This is a genomic window from Shewanella sp. SG44-6, from assembly GCF_014164185.1.
GTDB lineage: Bacteria > Pseudomonadota > Gammaproteobacteria > Enterobacterales > Shewanellaceae > Shewanella > Shewanella vesiculosa.
This window is the reverse complement of the sequence record NZ_JACJER010000017.1, coordinates 34,907-52,541: the sequence shown is the minus strand read 5'-3', so window position 1 is coordinate 52,541 and position 17,635 is coordinate 34,907. Positions and strand designations below refer to the sequence as shown.

Genomic DNA, 17,635 nt, shown 5'->3' with positions numbered 1-17,635 from the left:
GCCGTTGATACTGAGTATCAACGGCCTTATTCATTACAGATCTTATCGGCTCAAACGGCTCACTTAGCTATAGAACAAGAGCTACTTTTATTATATTGAATCAATCGGCGCTAGCAAGGTAGGCATCTTAATGACGGCCTATCAGCCAATTAGCACTTTTCAAGTACAATACTCCCAATAGAATAACCCGCACCAAATGAGCACAATAAACCTAAGTCACCGGTTTTGAAATCTTGATTAAATTTATGGAAAGCAATAACCGATCCCGCAGAAGCGGTATTGGCATACTCATCGAGTACTATTGGTGCTTTATCTGCTTCAACATTGTCGCCAAGAAGCTTTTTCACCACAAATAAATTCATATTAATGTTGGCTTGATGCAACCATAAACGCTTAAATTCTTCAGGCTTTATTTGCTCATCAGTAAATTGGGCATCTAAATGCTGGTAAATCATCGGTAATAATTCTTTAAATACTTTACGACCTTGTTGATGAAACAATTTATCAGCCGTAGTAGCATTTTCAGGATCGCAACGATTTACAAAGCCAAAATTACTGCGAATATTACTAGAGTAATCAGTTAAACAACGCATAGACAATACGCTAAAGGCACGTTTTGAGGTCGATAACTCTTCGCGCTCAACCACAACTGCGGTAGCAACGTCACCGAAAATAAAATGACTGTCACGATCACGAAAATTGATTTGTGGTGAGGTTAATTCAGGATTGATGACCAATACTCTGTTTGCCGTACCGCCACGAATCGCATTAACCGCATTCACAATCGCAAAAGTCGCTGATGAACAAGCCACAAGCATGTCATAAGCAAATCCTTTAGTGCCCATAGCTTGCTGGATCTCAATCGCAATCGCCGGGTAAGCCCGCTGTGTATAAGCACAAGCAACAATCACTAAATCAATGTCTTCAGCCGTTAGGTTTGCTTGCTCTAGGGCTTGTTTGGCTGCGTTAATCCCCATTTCAGCTTGCATAGATAGTAATTCAGAAGACTTATCAGCAATTAATGGCATCATGATATCGGTATCGAGAATCCCCTCTTTCACCATCACATAACGGCTTTTTATCCCAGAGGCCTTTTCGATAAACTCACTTGAAGAGTACGCCATTGCAACCGTGGCTCCGGCTTCGATATCTGCTGCATTTTGCTGATTAAATAGGTCTACATAGCTGTTGTAACTGTTAACCAGTTCGTCGTTAGAGACACTGTAAGGTGGTGTGTATAAACCACTGCCTGAAATCACAACTTTATTCATTTTGCTCTACCATTTTTAGTGAATGAGTTAGCGAAAGTTCATCTGCGCCAGAGAGATCGACATCAATTCATCGATCTAATTTATTGAAAGGTTTACTCTCCCTTATCAATAAACCATGCTCGTCAATTGGGTAGCACGACATAGAAACATTTGCTGATTAACGCCATTCTAGTATTTTATGATTTATTCTTGGCATACTAAATTAAATTTATCTGATGGTCAGACCATTGAATGATGATAATTCGCCCCAAAAGCCTAATATAGCAGCATATAGAGGTTTTTTAGAATAAAGGTTTACACCTTAATAACTAAAAGGAATAAAGAAGAACAAATTATCACTTCTAAATCCTGCTAAGCAGATTATGATTAGACAATGCAACCATAGGAGCAAATAATCCATGAGCAAAATTTTCGAAGATAATTCATATACTTTAGGCTACACACCGCTAGTTCGTTTAAACCGCGTCAGCAATGGCAATGTGTTAGCAAAAGTAGAATCACGTAATCCTAGTTTCAGTATCAAATGCCGTATTGGCGCGAACATGATTTGGGATGCTGAAAAAAAAGGTCTACTCACTAAAGATATCGAGTTAATTGAACCTACATCTGGTAACACAGGTATTGCACTTGCTTATGTTGCTGCAGCGCGTGGTTACAAATTAACCTTAACGATGCCAAACACGATGAGCTTAGAACGTCGTAAGCTGCTTAAGGCATTAGGTGCTAACTTAGTGCTAACAGAAGGCGCTAAAGGTATGAAAGGTGCTATTGAGAAGGCTGAAGAAATTCGCCAATCAGCACCAGAAAAATATCTAATACTTGGCCAATTTGATAATCCTGCTAACCCAGCAATTCATGAACAAACCACAGGTCCAGAAATCTGGAATGATACTGATGGTGAAGTTGATGTATTTGTCGCTGGTGTAGGTACTGGCGGAACATTGACCGGCGTCAGTCGTTTCTTAAAAGCACAAGGTAAAACCATTACCTCTGTCGCTGTTGAGCCTGTTGACTCACCTGTTATTGCTCAAGCTTTAGCTGGACAGCCTATACAGCCCGGTCCACACAAAATTCAAGGTATCGGTGCTGGATTTATTCCTGGTAACTTAGATTTATCTCTTATTGATCGCGTAGAAGCCGTTACAAATGACGAGTCAATCGAAATGGCCCGTCGTTTAATGAAAGAAGAAGGTATCCTTGTAGGTATTTCTTCTGGCGCTGCTGTTGTTGCTGCTAACCGTATTGCAGCATTACCAGAATTTGCCGATAAAATGATTGTGGTTATTCTTCCATCTGCCGCAGAGCGATATTTATCAACAGCATTATTTGCTGGTGAATTTAGTGACAGTGAAAACGTGCAGTAATACCGGTTAGCTTAATTTAATCGTTAAGCGCTAAATTAACCCAAAAATGCCAGCAAATTGCTGGCATTTTTTATCGTGAATACTAATACCCCCTCGCCTACTTGTCTGCTCTTGTGAGTTAGATATTACCGAATAAAAATTAACCACTAATCAACAACCGATTAAACAGGAATAACAAATCAAGATAACCGCATAAATACCACTTCAATTATCTTTCCTAGTAAGAAAATAATATCGCACGAGTCACTTAAGTTATTAATAGCGTTATTCATAACTCTATTAATGACTAATACTGCTTAGTCTAAAAAGGATTATTTACCCTATCATTTTCAGCGTCATTAAATAATTTCATCTTTTTTTACACCAACAAAAATTACAACCCTATAACAACCAGTAATTAAAACCCGCTCAACACCCCAATAATTAAACATATATTCAACAATAAACCAAAAACAACTAAACGAATTAGCATTAAAAAACTCACAATCAAGTATTTTAGACACTGAATTGCTTATTTTGTGTTAATTAAAGATGTTTAATGTGTTAACGCCTATTTAGGTAACATGCTGATTTATAAGTATTGTATTTTAATCTCATTATGGTTATATCCATATTGGTGTAATTTTGTTTCATTTTTATATTAAAAATGTTTAAAAAAATCATCACATAATAAAAAATAATTCTGGGAGAGATAAATGCAAGTAAATTCACAACTAGCCAATGCGATTCGCGTAGCGCTAATCGGTGGTGCGGCACTGTCTGCTGCAACTACTTTTAATACTTTTGCAGCAGAAGACACTGCAGCTGCACCGGTAGAAAGAATATCTGTAACGGGGTCACGTATTATTCGTGAAGGCGCTGTAGCACCAACACCGGTTACAGTAATTACTGGCGACGAGTTATTATCAACAGGTGTAACTAATATTGGTGAAGCGCTAAACCAATTACCTGCACTCGGTAATACCTACTCGCTAGCCAACTCTGGGCGATTTATTGGTACATCTGGTCTTAACTTGCTCGATTTAAGAAGCATGGGCACCGCCAGAACACTAGTATTAGTCGACGGTAAACGTCATGTATCAAGCTCTGCTGGTACATCCTCTGTTGATGTTAATACTATCCCAAGTGTTTGGATTGAGAGAGTTGAAGTGATCACCGGCGGTGCATCCGCTATTTATGGCGCTGATGCGGTAACTGGTGTAGTTAACTTTATCTTAAAGAAAGACATTAACGGTTTAGATGTATCAGCAACCAAAGGTTGGGCTGATGACAGCGGCCACAATAAGGATCGTTTTTCTTTATCTTATGGAACTGACTTCGCCCAAGGTGATGGTAATGTTGCCTTCGCAGTTGAATACAGTGCTCAAGAGCAACTTCGCGCCTTTGATCGCGATCAAACATCAACTTCATTTTCGAGTCTAGCAAATAAAAATCGTCCTACCGATAATAATGACCCATCAGATCCAGATAAAATATGGACACCTAATGCTGGTCATTACACCATTAGTAATGCGGGCACTTTCAATTTAGACGGTTGGAAAAGCTTTAATCCTGATGGCTCGTTAAGAGATGTCTATAGTGGTCAAAATGTTGATGGCATTCGTTGTGCTAATTGCGATGTAACCAACTTGAATCAATTTGTTGAGTTACAACCCGAATTTGAACGTTACAATATTAACTTCAAAGCAAACTACCAGCTTAATGATAAACATAACGTTTATTTTGAAGCTAAATACGTTAACAGCCAATCAACAGATGAAGGTCAACCGGCATTTTTCTTTGGTAACCCGGTTAACAATATTAAAATTGATAACGCTTTTATCAATCCTGAACTTGTTGCTTTAATGAAAGCAAATAAAGATAGCGACGGAAATGCTGCGCCATTAGACACTCTCAATATCCGTCGTTTTATGACGGACTTGGGTGCACGCATTGAAGATGATACTCGTGAAACCCAACGCTATGTTGTCGGTCTTGAAGGTATAGTATTTCAAGATTGGGATTACGACGCCTATGCTATATACGGTCAAACGGATTTAGAGCGGGTTAATAAAAATAACTTAATCTATGATAATTATACCAACGCACTTGATTCAGTTTTAGAAAATGGTGTTGCGGTATGTCGAGATCAAGCCGCTAGAGATACTGGCTGTGTGCCGGTTAACATCTTTGGTTTTGGCGCGCCAAGTCAAGATGCAATCAATTATATAAATACCACTTCAACAGGTACTTCAGTTATTAAGCAAACTGTACTTGGTGGCTCATTAACTAACTCGAGTTTATTTGAATTACCTGCCGGTTATGCAGGCTTCTCTACCGGTGTTGAATACCGTAAAGAAGAGAGCGAGATTTTTGAACCATCAAATGCGGCAGGTACTTTCTTTAATGCATTAGGTGAAGATAAAGGTGATTTTGATGTCAGTGAGGTTTTTGCTGAAATCACGCTACCATTATTAGCCGATTTACCTATGATGCGCCAATTAGATCTTGATCTTGCGATTCGTTTTGCCGATTACAGTACTATTGGCAATGCAACGACTTGGAAAACAGGTTTAAGCTGGGAGGTCGACGATCAACTCCGCGTTCGTACAACATACTCTGAAGCCATGCGTGCGCCAAACATTAGTGAGTTGTATGGTGCAGAAAGCCAAACATTCTTCTCAGTAAATGATTCTTGCCGTGCTAAATACTTAAATGATTTAGAAGATCCAACTCAACGTCAGACAAATTGTGCCGCTTTAGGGATCCCAGCTGGCTTTGATGCAGACTACGACGATAAAACGCTTGAAGGATTAAGTGGTGGTAACCGCGAGCTAAAAGCAGAAGAATCGAAAAGTTTTACCCTAGGGATTGTCTATCAACCTGATTTTATCGATGGATTATCGATCACTACCGATTACTGGAATATTGAGATCGAAAACGCCATCAGTGCCGTTGGTGCTCAAGATATTATTGACCGTTGTGTCGATTCTAAAACTGGTGTGAATAACGAGTACTGTAGCTTAATTACTCGTGATCCAGCGAGCCATGAAATTACTCAAATTAGACAGTTCTCGTTAAACATTGCGTCGCTTGAAGCTGCTGGTATCGACTTTGATATTGGTTATAACTTTGAAGCCTTTAGTGGTGATGTACGCACTAACCTTATTGCGACTCGCCTATTAAAACGTAAAGACTTTTCATTCCAGGATGAGCCAGATACATTTGAAGAACTTGCAGGCACTGCCGGTTATGCTAAATGGCAAGCAAACTGGAGCTTAGGTTACTCAATCGATAGCTGGGATATTAGCTGGAGAACACGCTTTGTTGAGGGTGTAAGCCTTTATACCGATAAAGAATTAGCCTTAAATGCGAATCCAAACAGCAACATGGAATTTGGTGATTACTTTATCAGTGATATGGCAGTTGCATATAACTTTAACTCAGGTATTACCTTGAAGTTTGGTATCGATAACGTATTTAACCGTGACTTGCCTTACGGCTATACAGGTACAGATACCACCAGCTCAGCTTACGATAACGTTGGTCGCTTCTTCCATACTACCGCTAGCTATAAGTTTTAAACATTGAGCGCTAAGCTATTTATCTAACCACTAAGGTTAGATAGGTTAAACGGCATCTTAGGATGCCGTTTTTTTATTCGTTAATTCATTCAATTACAATCTGATGCCCATCAAAATTCAGGCAACGTCTTATAGAGATCGTAAACCTTTGTCTTGTTCACTTCGCCAGTTAATTTCATCATTTAGATTTAAGCATTGTAAAAGTGAACATTGTTAGATAGCAGGTATGGCGATTTTTCCAACGGATAAATAACGATTATTGAAGCAAGGCCACAAATTTTATAGTGTTAAGTATACCTAGGATCAAAAATAGCTGATCATGGAAACATTGTTTTATATCTTGTTTTTCACCAATAAGGGATCTCATGCATTATACGCTTAAGCAAATAGCCGTTTTCGATGCTGTTGCAAGTTTAGAGAGCGTTAGCGCAGCAGCCAAGAAACTGTCAATGAGTCAATCAGCGGTTAGCATGTCGTTAAGCCAACTCGAACATTTATTGGGTCGACCATTATTTATCCGCCAGGGAAATCGACTTATCTTGAGTCATTGGGGAAGATGGTTACGTCCAAGGGCACAAAAACTACTGCAGGACGCACAACAAATCTCTCTGGGCCTTCACGATCAACATATTATTAGTGGCACAGTAAAACTGTGCGCGAGCCAAACCGCTGCGGAGCATTTATTACCCGCCTTGATCAGTAAAATTGATAACGATTTTCCAGAGCTCAGAATCGAAATTGCCGTTGAAAATAGCGACCATGTAGCACAAGAGGTACTCGATTATCAATTTGATTTAGGGGTTATTGAAGGTCGAATTGATGACAGTCGATTGCATCAAGAACCATGGATTGATGATCACCTGGTTGTTGTTGTCTCTCCGCACCACCCGTTTGCGAAAAACAAACGCACTAGCATCGCTCAACTTGAACAAGCCAAATGGGTTTTAAGAGAGCCAGGTGCTGGCACTCGGCGTATTTTTGATGCCGCCATCCATGGGGTAATTGTTAAATTAAATGTCTGGAAAGAATACGATCACGTCGGATTATTAAAAGCTTTAGTTAAAAATGGCGTGTATTTAAGCTGCTTGCCCTATTTGGATGTCGAACAAGATGTCGCCAATGGCGAATTAGTTGTGTTAACTACGCCCGAATTAAACTTAAAACGACATTTATCATTTATCTGGCGCCAAGATACTGGTGATAACCCACTCAGAGATTGCCTTATTGCAGAAGCAAAGTGTGTTACTCGCAGTTAAGCTTCATTATTGACCAAGAACTTGTACAACATATTTAGTGCCGGTTGTTAATCGGCATGGCCTCTATCTTCGCAGCTTAAACACCACTCCATTAGCGCTAAGCGCAATAGTAACAGGTTATGCTCGCCTGCTTTGCTGCATCTATTTTGATACGACCGACTAACCTGCCTCATAACATCGCGCTGTGGCAGGCTAAGTTGGCGTAAACTCAGCTAACACATGTCGATTGTATTTAAACGTCAACTCGAGTTAATTATTCCTGCTACAGTCATATTAATTAAAATAATATTGAGCTTTAAGCAACAGTAAGATTCGTCATTATCATCAGTATCAAGTTTCTCGATACTCAGTTTTACCTTCAAACGATTTGCATAAGCCGAGATAATTTTTATCTAAACAAAATTTTTTTGTCTAGTATTGATGCTATAACCTGCTTTGATATCAACTACGATTGAACGATGACGATACTTTGTATCAATTATATTGATGTGGCATGATATTTTTAACAGCAAAGGGCTAAGCGAGCTAACTTTTAGACTCATTTCTTCGTCTAATAATGCAGTCAACTTGTTATCCAGCTCTCACTTCCAACAAACAAAACATCAACTTTATTGATACCAAGTGATGCAATTAAATCACTATGCTAAAATTCGTGAGGTAAATTGGTCTTACCAAGAAAGACTTAAATAAGGACATCACTGTAATGCTTCACAAATGAAACATTACAGATGAGCAAAGTGATAAGAGCTATTAGCCGCTCACTGGCAAGCAGCTCTTATGGATATCGCCATCACTTCAAGGGAACACACTTAAACTTCATCATTTGATGGATTAACCTGTTCTTTTCGGAGAATGAGAAATTATGTCAGAAACTGTCAGCAATTCAGAAAAACAAGCACAAGAAGCCAGCTATCGCGAACTTCACCGCCCTGCGAGTGAATTTGATACTCGCGATGCCTATTTAGAAAACGAACTAAAAATAATGAAACCAAGACGCTGGGGACTTAACCTCCCTGGACGTGATTTTCGCTTTGAATGGGAAGACTTAGTTCCAGCTATCGCAGGAACCATTGGTATTACTGTGATGTATTCAGCAGTAATGGCTGCTTGGGCTGCTGGCTTAAGCGAAAAGTGGGACCACATCAATCTTGGCGCTGACTTTGCTATCCAAGTCGTGCGGGTAGAAATGCTCATCCCAGCTTTACTATTCTGTATTATTAGCTCAGGTTTTATTAACCCAAGGGCAAACCTCGGCGGCAACCATGGACCAATGATCCCGTTAATTGGTACTATCGCACTCGCCGGTGCTCACCCTTTAGCCTTAGCAATTCTCATTGGTATATTTGGCTTAATTTTAAGTTATTTCAAAGGTGGCTCGAAACTGGTCAATCTCACCAGTAGCGGCGTGGCTGGCGGCTTATTAGTGTTCTTAGGCTTTATGGGAGCGAAAAGTCAAATAGGCTCGTTATTCGACTGGGCTGGCGGACTGCAAGCCAAGCATAACTTGGACTACTCACTCGGTTATGTTGCCTTTGCCATATTGTTAATCAATGTGATCATTTATGCAGCATTAGCTAAATTTGGTAAACGCTGGTTAGCCATTCCTTTGTGTTCGATTGCAGCAGTCGCACTGGCATTTGCTTTTGGTGCAGGCTTAGATTTGCAGTTTACCACGGCGCCTGGGATTCCTAATTTAAACCCTGTGTATTGGTGGGGCTCAACTGAACACGGTTGGCAGTTAGGTTTACCTAATATGGCCCATTTTATTGCATCATTACCGTTTGCTATTCTTGCTGTTGCCATGTGGTCACCAGACTTCCTTGGTCATCGTATTTTCCAAGAATTAAATTACCCAAAAGGGGCTGAAAAAGTACTGATGGATGTCGATGACACCATGACCACCTGTTCAGTGAGACAGATCGTAGGTACAGCAGTAGGTGGCGGTAACATTACCTCTTCTTGGGGAACCTATATGATCCCTGCTGCAATAGCCAAACGTCCTATTCCTGCTGGCGCAATCTTGCTTGGCAGCTTATGTATTATTGTCGCTGTCATTGGTTATCCTATGGATATCACAGTATGGCGCCCGGTTATGTCAATTGCATTGTTAGTCGGTGTGTTCCTACCGTTACTGGAAGCCGGCTTACAGATGGTTAAAGACACCACCAGTAGCCAAGCTGCAGGGATCTGTATTTTTGCCTCATTTGTAGCCAATCCGGTATTAGCATGGGCATTAACCATGTTGCTTGATAACAACGGCTTAATTGGTGACAAAGAACGTCCTAAAACATTATCGTTTGCCGACCGGATCGTGATCCCAACGCTAGCATTCGTGATTTGTTTAGCGGCGATGTTAGCAGTAGGTATGATTGAAGGTATCCCAGCCTTCTTATAATCGCGTTGTACTTGGTAATATCACTCTTAAAAGGCGAAATCGGCAACGATTTCGCTTTTTTATTGGCTAATATTAATGTGTGCTACTCTTAATTCTAAACAGATATGTTAGCCAGTTAACACTTTTGTTATTCAATTATCAAAAGCTGCCGATATCGTCATTTAGCTGTGCTATTATCAACTCATGGATAAATGGTCTTACCAATTAATTCATTAACTAAAACAATATCGATTAGCGTCATTATAAAAACCAGGCGGAACATTTCTGCCACCAATGTCGCAGAAGATGTTAACAGCTCAATCTAGCGAATGCGCCTAGATGACAGAATGTAAATACTCACGGATACCAGCTCGTGCTAATTGAGACAGTATCCGTTGAAAATCAACCAGAGGGTTAAGTAAATGACAGATAAAACCGAACTATTTGCCAACGCGTGGGAAGGTTTCGTAGCTGGCGATTGGAAAACAGAAGTTAATGTACGTGACTTTATCCAACAAAATTACACACCATATGAGGGTGATGAGTCATTCTTAACAGGTGCAACAGATGCAACATTAACTTTGTGGGACAAAGTTATGGAAGGCATCAAGCAAGAGAACCAAACTCATGCTCCTGTCGATTTCGATACTGAAATGGTCTCTACCATTACTTCTCATAATGCTGGTTACATTAATCAAGAGCTTGAAACTATTGTCGGTTTACAAACTGATGCACCATTAAAGCGTGCCATGTTGCCTAATGGCGGCATTCGTATGGTTGAAGGTTCATGTAAAGCATATGGCCGTGAACTTAACAGCGATGTTAATTACATTTATTCTGAATTACGTAAAACCCACAACCAGGGTGTGTTTGATGTTTATACCCCTGAAATTATGGCTTGTCGTAAATCAGGTATATTAACGGGTTTACCTGATGCTTACGGCCGTGGTCGTATTATTGGTGATTACCGCCGCATTGCTTTATACGGTATTGATTACTTAATGAAAGATAAGTTTGCCCAATTCAGTTCACTGCAAGCGCAGTTTGAAGCAGGCGAAGACTTATCAAGTGTGATTCAATTACGTGAAGAAATTTCTGAGCAGCATCGTGCTTTAGGCCAAATGAAAGTGATGGCAGCTAAATACGGTTGTGATATTTCTGTACCGGCCAAAAATGCTAAAGAAGCCATTCAATGGACTTACTTTGGTTATCTTGCTGCAGTAAAAAGCCAAAATGGCGCCGCAATGTCACTGGGTCGTACTTCAACGTTCATTGATGCTTATATTGAACGTGATATTAAAAATGGTATTCTTACTGAACAGCAAGCCCAAGAAATGGTTGACCATTTCGTAATGAAACTGCGTATGGTTCGTTTCCTTCGCACACCTGAATACGATGAACTATTCTCTGGTGACCCGATTTGGGCAACTGAGTCTATCGCAGGTATGGGTCTTGATGGCCGTACATTAGTCACAAAATCTAGCTTCCGTTTTTTACATACCTTGTACAACATGGGCCCAAGCCCAGAGCCAAACATTACCGTATTGTGGTCAACAAAATTACCACAAGGGTTTAAAAGCTACTGTGCAAAAGTATCGATTGACACCAGCTCAATTCAATATGAAAACGATGATTTAATGCGTCCAGACTTCGAGTCTGACGATTACGCCATCGCCTGTTGTGTTAGCCCAATGATTGTGGGTAAACACATGCAGTTCTTCGGTGCTCGCGCTAACTTAGCCAAAACCATGTTATATGCCATTAACGGTGGTGTTGACGAAAAACTTAAAACTCAAATTGCTCCAAAAGCAGATCCAATCACTGCCGATGTACTTGAGTTTGATGATGTGATGTCTCGTCTTGACGGTTTAATGGACTGGCTTGCAACACAATATGTGTCTGCACTTAACGCCATCCACTATATGCACGACAAATACTCTTACGAGTCTGCGTTGATGGCATTACATGACCGCGATGTGCGCCGCACTATGGCTTGTGGTATTGCTGGTTTATCAATTGCTGCCGATTCATTGTCTGCAATTAAGTACGCTCAAGTTAAGCCTATCCGTGACGAAAATGGTATTGCCGTTGATTTTGATATCCAAGGTGACTATCCAAAATTTGGTAACAATGACGCTCGTGTAGATGACATTGCTTGCGATTTAGTTGAACGTTTTATGGCAAAAATTCGCGATAAGAAAATGTATCGTAATGCCATTCCAACTCAATCAATCTTAACCATCACTTCAAATGTGGTTTATGGTAAGAAAACCGGTAACACTCCAGACGGTCGTCGTTCAGGTGCACCATTTGCTCCAGGTGCAAACCCTATGCATGGTCGTGATGAAAATGGCGCAATTGCTTCATTAACATCAGTCGCCAAGCTACCATTTGCTCACGCACAAGATGGTGTTTCTTACACTTTCTCTATCGTGCCAAATGCATTAGGTAAAGATGACACTGGTCGTCGTACTAACTTAGCGTCATTAATGGATGGCTACTTCTTAAGCAAGCCAAATCGTGAAGGTGGTCAACACTTAAACGTTAACGTGATGAACCGTGAAATGTTAGAAGATGCGATTGTTCATCCGGATAAATATCCACAATTAACAATCCGTGTATCAGGTTACGCCGTTCGCTTTAATGCGCTCACTCCAGAGCAGCAACAAGACGTGATTACTCGTACATTTACTAAAAGTATGTAGTCTCTGCTAAAATTGGCTGTATCGATGTGTAACAAATTATCGATACAGCCTTTTTTATAGATATTTGAGGAATAATAATGACCTTAGGTCGCATTCATTCAGTGGAATCATTCGGAACCGTAGACGGTCCGGGGATCCGTTATATTACTTTTATGCAGGGCTGCCTTATGCGCTGCCAATATTGTCATAATCGTGATACGTGGGATTTGGATGGCGGCAAAGAAATATCTGTCGATGAAATAATGAAACAAGTTATTGCTTATCAACCCTTTTTAGACGCTAGCGGTGGTGGTATTACGGCCAGTGGTGGGGAAGCAATTTTACAAGCTCAATTTGTCAGTGAATTATTTAAAGCCTGCAAAGATCAGGGTGTCCACACCTGTTTAGACACTAACGGTTTTGTGCGCAAATACGAACCTGTGATTGATGAGTTACTCGACAATACCGATTTAGTGTTACTTGATATAAAACAAATGGATGATGCTAAACACATCGAACTGACAAAAGTCAGTAACCATAGAACATTACAATTTGCTCAATATCTCGCTAAACGAAACATAAAAACCTGGATCCGATATGTGGTTGTCGCCGGATTTACCGAAGACGTAGAGTCGGCCATTGCATTAGCTGAGTTTATTAAACCGATGAATAATGTTGAGAAAGTTGAGCTACTGCCTTATCACCCGTTAGGTCAACATAAATGGCAAGCCTTTGGCGAAGCATACACCTTGTCTGATATTGCACCGCCAAGTACTGAGACGATGCAAAAAATTCAACAAGTGTTTTTAGATCGAGGCATTAGCGCTACATTTTAGTCATAACAAAAATAAACCGACTTAAATGAGCAACAGATTACCAAGCAGATAGATTAGAGTTCTTCCCAGTAACTTTGATCCAAACGTTCAAAAGCCAATTTCAAGATGGCGGCCATGTCTGAATAACAGGCTCTGGCACCTAGGGGTTGGCAATAGATACCCATCTCGGTCAATTTAGCACTGAGTTGATTGCCCCACTCGAATAACGATAAAGGCAATGGGTGGCTCGCTCGCCAGCCTAACCATAATAAGCCTTGTAGTGGCAGGCTAATAAAAAAGAGCAGTGTTGTTAATGCTTGCGGTAAGTAATTCCAGCCCAAAACGTAGAGTTGGCTGGCCGCAACCACTAATGCCAAAATCGGCATGGCGATGATCGCTAACTGAGTCGCTTTGACGACACGGTACTCGGGGAAATAAAACCCAAGTTGCCTAACCATTGGCCAAGTCTTCATATAACGTTGACCGTCGCCAAGTAATTTAACCAGATTCATGTTCAATATACGGTTACCTTTACTGCTTAGGACATGAGTGAAACATTACCATAATACAGTGTCGTACCCAAAATGCACTGGCCGATTTGACACTTTAATGATTTAGCTTACTGTGCCAATCAGCAAAAGAACACCAAAGTGTAGCGTTTATGAATAATGTTCATAAACCTTAATCAAAATGGAATTTTACTATTTTATTTAGTTTCATTGACTTAAAAGGCGTTAACATGTCAGACAAATTAGTACTCGTGCTCAACTGCGGTAGCTCATCATTAAAATTTGCCATCATTGATGCTCAATCAGGCGATGATAAAATTTCTGGATTAGCTGAATGTTTTGGTTTAGAAGATTCGCGCATTAAATGGAAATTTAATGGCGGTAAAAATGAAGCCAAATTAGGCGCCTTTACTGCACATCGCGAAGCAGTAGAATTCATCGTTAATAACATCTTGGCGGAACACCCAGAACTGGCGGCACAAATTAAGGCTATTGGCCATCGCATCGTTCACGGTGGTGAAAAATTTACCCGCTCTGTCATTATCACCCCTGAAGTCATCCAAGGCATCGAAGATTGTGCCTCATTAGCACCGCTACATAATCCGGCCCATTTAATTGGTATTCGCGCAGCGATAGCGTCTTTTCCTCAGTTGCCACAAGTGACAGTGTTTGACACCGCATTTCATCAAACCATGCCTGAGAAAGCGTATATTTATGCCCTACCTTACAAATTGTATCGTGAACATAGTATTCGCCGTTATGGCATGCATGGAACTAGCCACTTTTACGTTTGCCGTGAAGCGGCCAAAGTATTAGGCAAAGATGTTAAAGACATCAATGTTATTTGTGCTCATCTAGGTAATGGCGCATCAGTTGCAGCCATTAAAGGCGGTAAAAGCGTCGACACTTCAATGGGTTTAACCCCGCTTGAAGGTTTAGTCATGGGTACCCGTTGTGGCGATTTAGACCCATCGATTATTTTTCATTTAGTCAAACAACTTGGCTATACCCTGGATGAAGTAAACAACCTACTGAATAAACAAAGTGGTTTACTGGGCATTTCAGAGCTGACTAATGATTGTCGTGGAATTGAAGAAGGTTATCATGATGGCCATAAAGGGGCCACGTTAGCCTTGGATATTTTCTGCTACCGTTTAGCTAAATATATTGCCTCTTACACTGTGCCATTAGGGCGTTTAGACGCCATCATTTTTACTGGCGGTATTGGCGAAAACTCGAATCTTATTCGTGAGAAAGTCCTTAATTTATTAGAAATATTTAACTTCAAAGTTGACGACATCTTGAATAAAGCTGCTCGTTTTGGCCAACAGGGTGTAATAACCCAAGCAGGTACCCCTATTGCTATGGTCATACCAACAAATGAAGAGTGGGTTATTGCCGAAGATGCCATTAAGCTGATCACAGCTAAGTAAAACCGCTATTAGGTTTATATTCGGTTAACTATCATGAACACTACGCACATAAGAGGTCGTCATGTCTCGTAATATTATGCTTATTCCAATTGGTATTGGAGTAGGATTAACATCGCTTAGTTTAGGTATGGTTCGCGCCCTAGAACGCAAAGGCGTTAAAGTGCAATTTTTTAAACCTATTGCACAAATTCGATCTGGTGATACAGGTCCTGAGCGTTCAACCACTATTTTAAGTACTTCTCCTACGGTTAATCCGTTGGAGCCTTTTTCAATGGAACACGCTGAAGCTTTAATCCGCTCAGAGCAAACTGATGTCCTATTGGAACAGATTATTGCCCGCGCGTCGGAATGCGCCAATAATACTGAAACTTTAGTGATTGAAGGCTTAGTGCCAACACGAAGCCACCCTTTTGCTGATGACATTAACTACGAAATTGCTAAAGCATTAGATGCAGATGTTATTTTCATCGCAACCCCAGGCAACGATACGCCTAATGGATTAATGAATCGCTTAGAGATCGCCTTTAACTCTTGGGGTGGACAGAAAAACAAACGCTTAATTGGCGCTATCATCAATAAAATTGGTGCCCCCGTTGACAACGAAGGTCGTACACGTCCTGATTTATCAGAAGTCTTTGATGATAAAAACATGAACGCGGTTGATAGCTCGGGGATGTTCCAACTGCCGGGTAAAAGTCCACTGCGCATATTAGGTAGTGTGCCATATAATTTAGAGTTAATTGCCCCACGCGCATCTGATTTAGCTAAGCACTTAAATGCAAAAATCATTAATGCCGGTGAAATGCATACTCGTCGTATGCGCCGGGTGACATTTTGTGCTCGCAGCCTTCCAAACTTGGTCACTCACATCAAAACCAACTCACTTTTAGTGACTTCAGGCGATCGCTCTGACGTCATAGTCTCAGCGTGTTTAGCTGCCATGAATGGTGTGAAAATTGGTGCATTATTGCTGACTGGTGGCTATTCGCCTGAACCAGAAATCATGAACCTATGTGAGCAAGCATTTGAAACTGGTTTGCCAGTATTTCTAATAGATTCAAATACATGGCAGACATCGCTCAATATTCAACGCTTTGATCATGAAGTGCCTGTTGATGATGCTGTACGGGTTGAGAAAGTGCAAGAGTACGTTGCCAGCCATATCGATCAAACATGGATTGAAAGTGTTACTCAAGATTCTCCCCGTGAACACCGATTATCGCCACCAGCATTCCGTTATAAGTTAACTGAATTAGCCCGTGCTGCACGTAAAACTATCGTGCTTCCGGAAGGTGAAGAACCGAGAACCGTTAAAGCGGCCTCTATTTGTGCTGAACGCGGTATCGCTCGCTGTGTGTTATTAGGTAACCGCGAAGAAATTTTACGCGTTGCATTGTTGCAAGACGTCGTTTTAGGTGATGGCATTGAGATCATTGAGCCTGAAACCGTGCGTGAAAAATACGTAGAACCAATGCTTAAATTACGTCGCAGCAAAGGCTTAACCGAAGTCGTCGCCCGTGAGCAACTTGAAGACAACATGGTGCTTGGTACTATGATGCTGGCACAAGATGAGGTCGATGGTATTGTGTCTGGCGCTGTTAATACCACAGCCCACACTATTCGCCCACCGTTACAGTTGATTAAAACGGCACCGGGTTCTAGCTTAGTATCGTCAATTTTCTTCATGCTGATGCCTGATCAAGTGCTTGTTTATGGTGACTGTGCGATTAACCCAGATCCTAATCCTGAGCAGTTAGCCGATATTGCAATTCAGTCAGCGGAGTCCGCTAAAGCCTTTGGTATTGAACCTCGCGTTGCGATGATCAGTTACTCAACGGGCACCTCTGGTACAGGTTCTGATGTGGATAAAGTCCGCGAAGCCACACGAATTGCTAAAGAAAAACGTCCAGATTTAATTATCGATGGCCCTTTGCAGTACGATGCCGCAGTGATGCCTAACGTCGCTCAATCTAAAGCGCCTAACAGCCCTGTTGCCGGCAAAGCTACTGTGTTTGTGTTCCCAGACTTAAATACTGGTAACACTACATACAAAGCCGTACAGCGTAGCGCGGATTTGATCAGTATCGGTCCTATGCTTCAAGGTATGCGTAAACCGGTTAACGATTTATCACGAGGTGCACTTGTCGATGATATTGTCTACACGATTGCATTAACCGCGATTCAAGCTGCGCAAAACAGTGCCAAATAATTTGCGATATTTCGGTTTAACACTGAGGTAATACGCAATACTTTATCACTAAAAAAGCACTGATTATTATCAGTGCTTTTTTGTGTCTGCTTGGCTAAATTAACTTGTTGGTCAGAGTCTAAACAACACGTTGGCCCAGCTATTCACTATACAAAAA

At 40.9% G+C, this 17,635-nt stretch carries 10 protein-coding genes; 8 read left to right on the top strand and 2 right to left on the bottom strand.

Annotated features, from left to right (window positions below):
• Positions 1-149: 149 nt before the first annotated feature.
• The gene (locus tag H5185_RS05175) at positions 150-1,271 is read right to left on the bottom strand and encodes a beta-ketoacyl-ACP synthase III (RefSeq protein WP_124016127.1); all 1,122 of its coding nucleotides are present in this window, start codon (positions 1,269-1,271) and stop codon (positions 150-152) included.
• Positions 1,272-1,669: 398 nt separating this feature from the next.
• Between H5185_RS05175 and cysK the strand changes: the two genes are divergently transcribed.
• From cysK to pflA, 6 genes are all read left to right on the top strand, one after another.
• Positions 1,670-2,635 (top strand): cysteine synthase A, encoded by a 966-nt coding sequence (cysK, locus tag H5185_RS05170; protein WP_182741541.1) that lies wholly within the window; start codon positions 1,670-1,672, stop codon positions 2,633-2,635.
• Positions 2,636-3,330: 695 nt separating this feature from the next.
• Positions 3,331-6,198, top strand: coding sequence for a TonB-dependent receptor domain-containing protein (locus tag H5185_RS05165; protein ID WP_182741540.1), 2,868 nt, complete (start codon positions 3,331-3,333; stop codon positions 6,196-6,198).
• A gap of 365 nt (positions 6,199-6,563) precedes the next feature.
• Complete coding sequence (locus H5185_RS05160; protein ID WP_182741539.1) at positions 6,564-7,454, top strand: LysR substrate-binding domain-containing protein; 891 nt, start codon at positions 6,564-6,566, stop codon at positions 7,452-7,454.
• A gap of 862 nt (positions 7,455-8,316) precedes the next feature.
• Positions 8,317-9,849, top strand: a complete 1,533-nt coding sequence (locus tag H5185_RS05155; protein ID WP_124016132.1) for a DUF3360 family protein — start codon at positions 8,317-8,319, stop codon at positions 9,847-9,849.
• Positions 9,850-10,250: 401 nt separating this feature from the next.
• Positions 10,251-12,533, top strand: coding sequence for a formate C-acetyltransferase (pflB, locus tag H5185_RS05150; RefSeq protein WP_182741538.1), 2,283 nt, complete (start codon positions 10,251-10,253; stop codon positions 12,531-12,533).
• Positions 12,534-12,607: 74 nt separating this feature from the next.
• A complete protein-coding gene (pflA, locus tag H5185_RS05145; protein ID WP_182723504.1) occupies positions 12,608-13,348 on the top strand; it encodes a pyruvate formate lyase 1-activating protein in 741 nt (246 codons plus the stop codon).
• A gap of 53 nt (positions 13,349-13,401) precedes the next feature.
• Here pflA and yfbV read toward each other — a convergent pair whose 3' ends face one another.
• The gene (yfbV, locus tag H5185_RS05140) at positions 13,402-13,839 is read right to left on the bottom strand and encodes a terminus macrodomain insulation protein YfbV (protein WP_182698518.1); all 438 of its coding nucleotides are present in this window, start codon (positions 13,837-13,839) and stop codon (positions 13,402-13,404) included.
• Positions 13,840-14,066: 227 nt separating this feature from the next.
• Between yfbV and ackA the strand changes: the two genes are divergently transcribed.
• Together ackA and pta are read left to right on the top strand one after the other, a co-directional pair.
• Positions 14,067-15,269 (top strand): acetate kinase, encoded by a 1,203-nt coding sequence (gene ackA, locus H5185_RS05135; protein ID WP_124016136.1) that lies wholly within the window; start codon positions 14,067-14,069, stop codon positions 15,267-15,269.
• A 61-nt stretch (positions 15,270-15,330) separates the two neighbouring features.
• Positions 15,331-17,478 (top strand): phosphate acetyltransferase, encoded by a 2,148-nt coding sequence (pta, locus tag H5185_RS05130; RefSeq protein WP_124016137.1) that lies wholly within the window; start codon positions 15,331-15,333, stop codon positions 17,476-17,478.
• The last annotated feature ends 157 nt before the right edge of the window (positions 17,479-17,635 follow it).

What these genes read in the sequence shown, in the direction of transcription:
- H5185_RS05175 (WP_124016127.1), bottom strand. Translation starts at nt 1,271, where the DNA reads ATGAATAAAGTTGTGATTTCAGGCAGTGGTTTATACACACCACCTTAC.
- cysK (WP_182741541.1), top strand. Translation starts at nt 1,670, where the DNA reads ATGAGCAAAATTTTCGAAGATAATTCATATACTTTAGGCTACACACCG.
- H5185_RS05165 (WP_182741540.1), top strand. Translation starts at nt 3,331, where the DNA reads ATGCAAGTAAATTCACAACTAGCCAATGCGATTCGCGTAGCGCTAATC.
- H5185_RS05160 (WP_182741539.1), top strand. Translation starts at nt 6,564, where the DNA reads ATGCATTATACGCTTAAGCAAATAGCCGTTTTCGATGCTGTTGCAAGT.
- H5185_RS05155 (WP_124016132.1), top strand. Translation starts at nt 8,317, where the DNA reads ATGTCAGAAACTGTCAGCAATTCAGAAAAACAAGCACAAGAAGCCAGC.
- pflB (WP_182741538.1), top strand. Translation starts at nt 10,251, where the DNA reads ATGACAGATAAAACCGAACTATTTGCCAACGCGTGGGAAGGTTTCGTA.
- yfbV (WP_182698518.1), bottom strand. Translation starts at nt 13,839, where the DNA reads ATGAATCTGGTTAAATTACTTGGCGACGGTCAACGTTATATGAAGACT.
- ackA (WP_124016136.1), top strand. Translation starts at nt 14,067, where the DNA reads ATGTCAGACAAATTAGTACTCGTGCTCAACTGCGGTAGCTCATCATTA.
- pta (WP_124016137.1), top strand. Translation starts at nt 15,331, where the DNA reads ATGTCTCGTAATATTATGCTTATTCCAATTGGTATTGGAGTAGGATTA.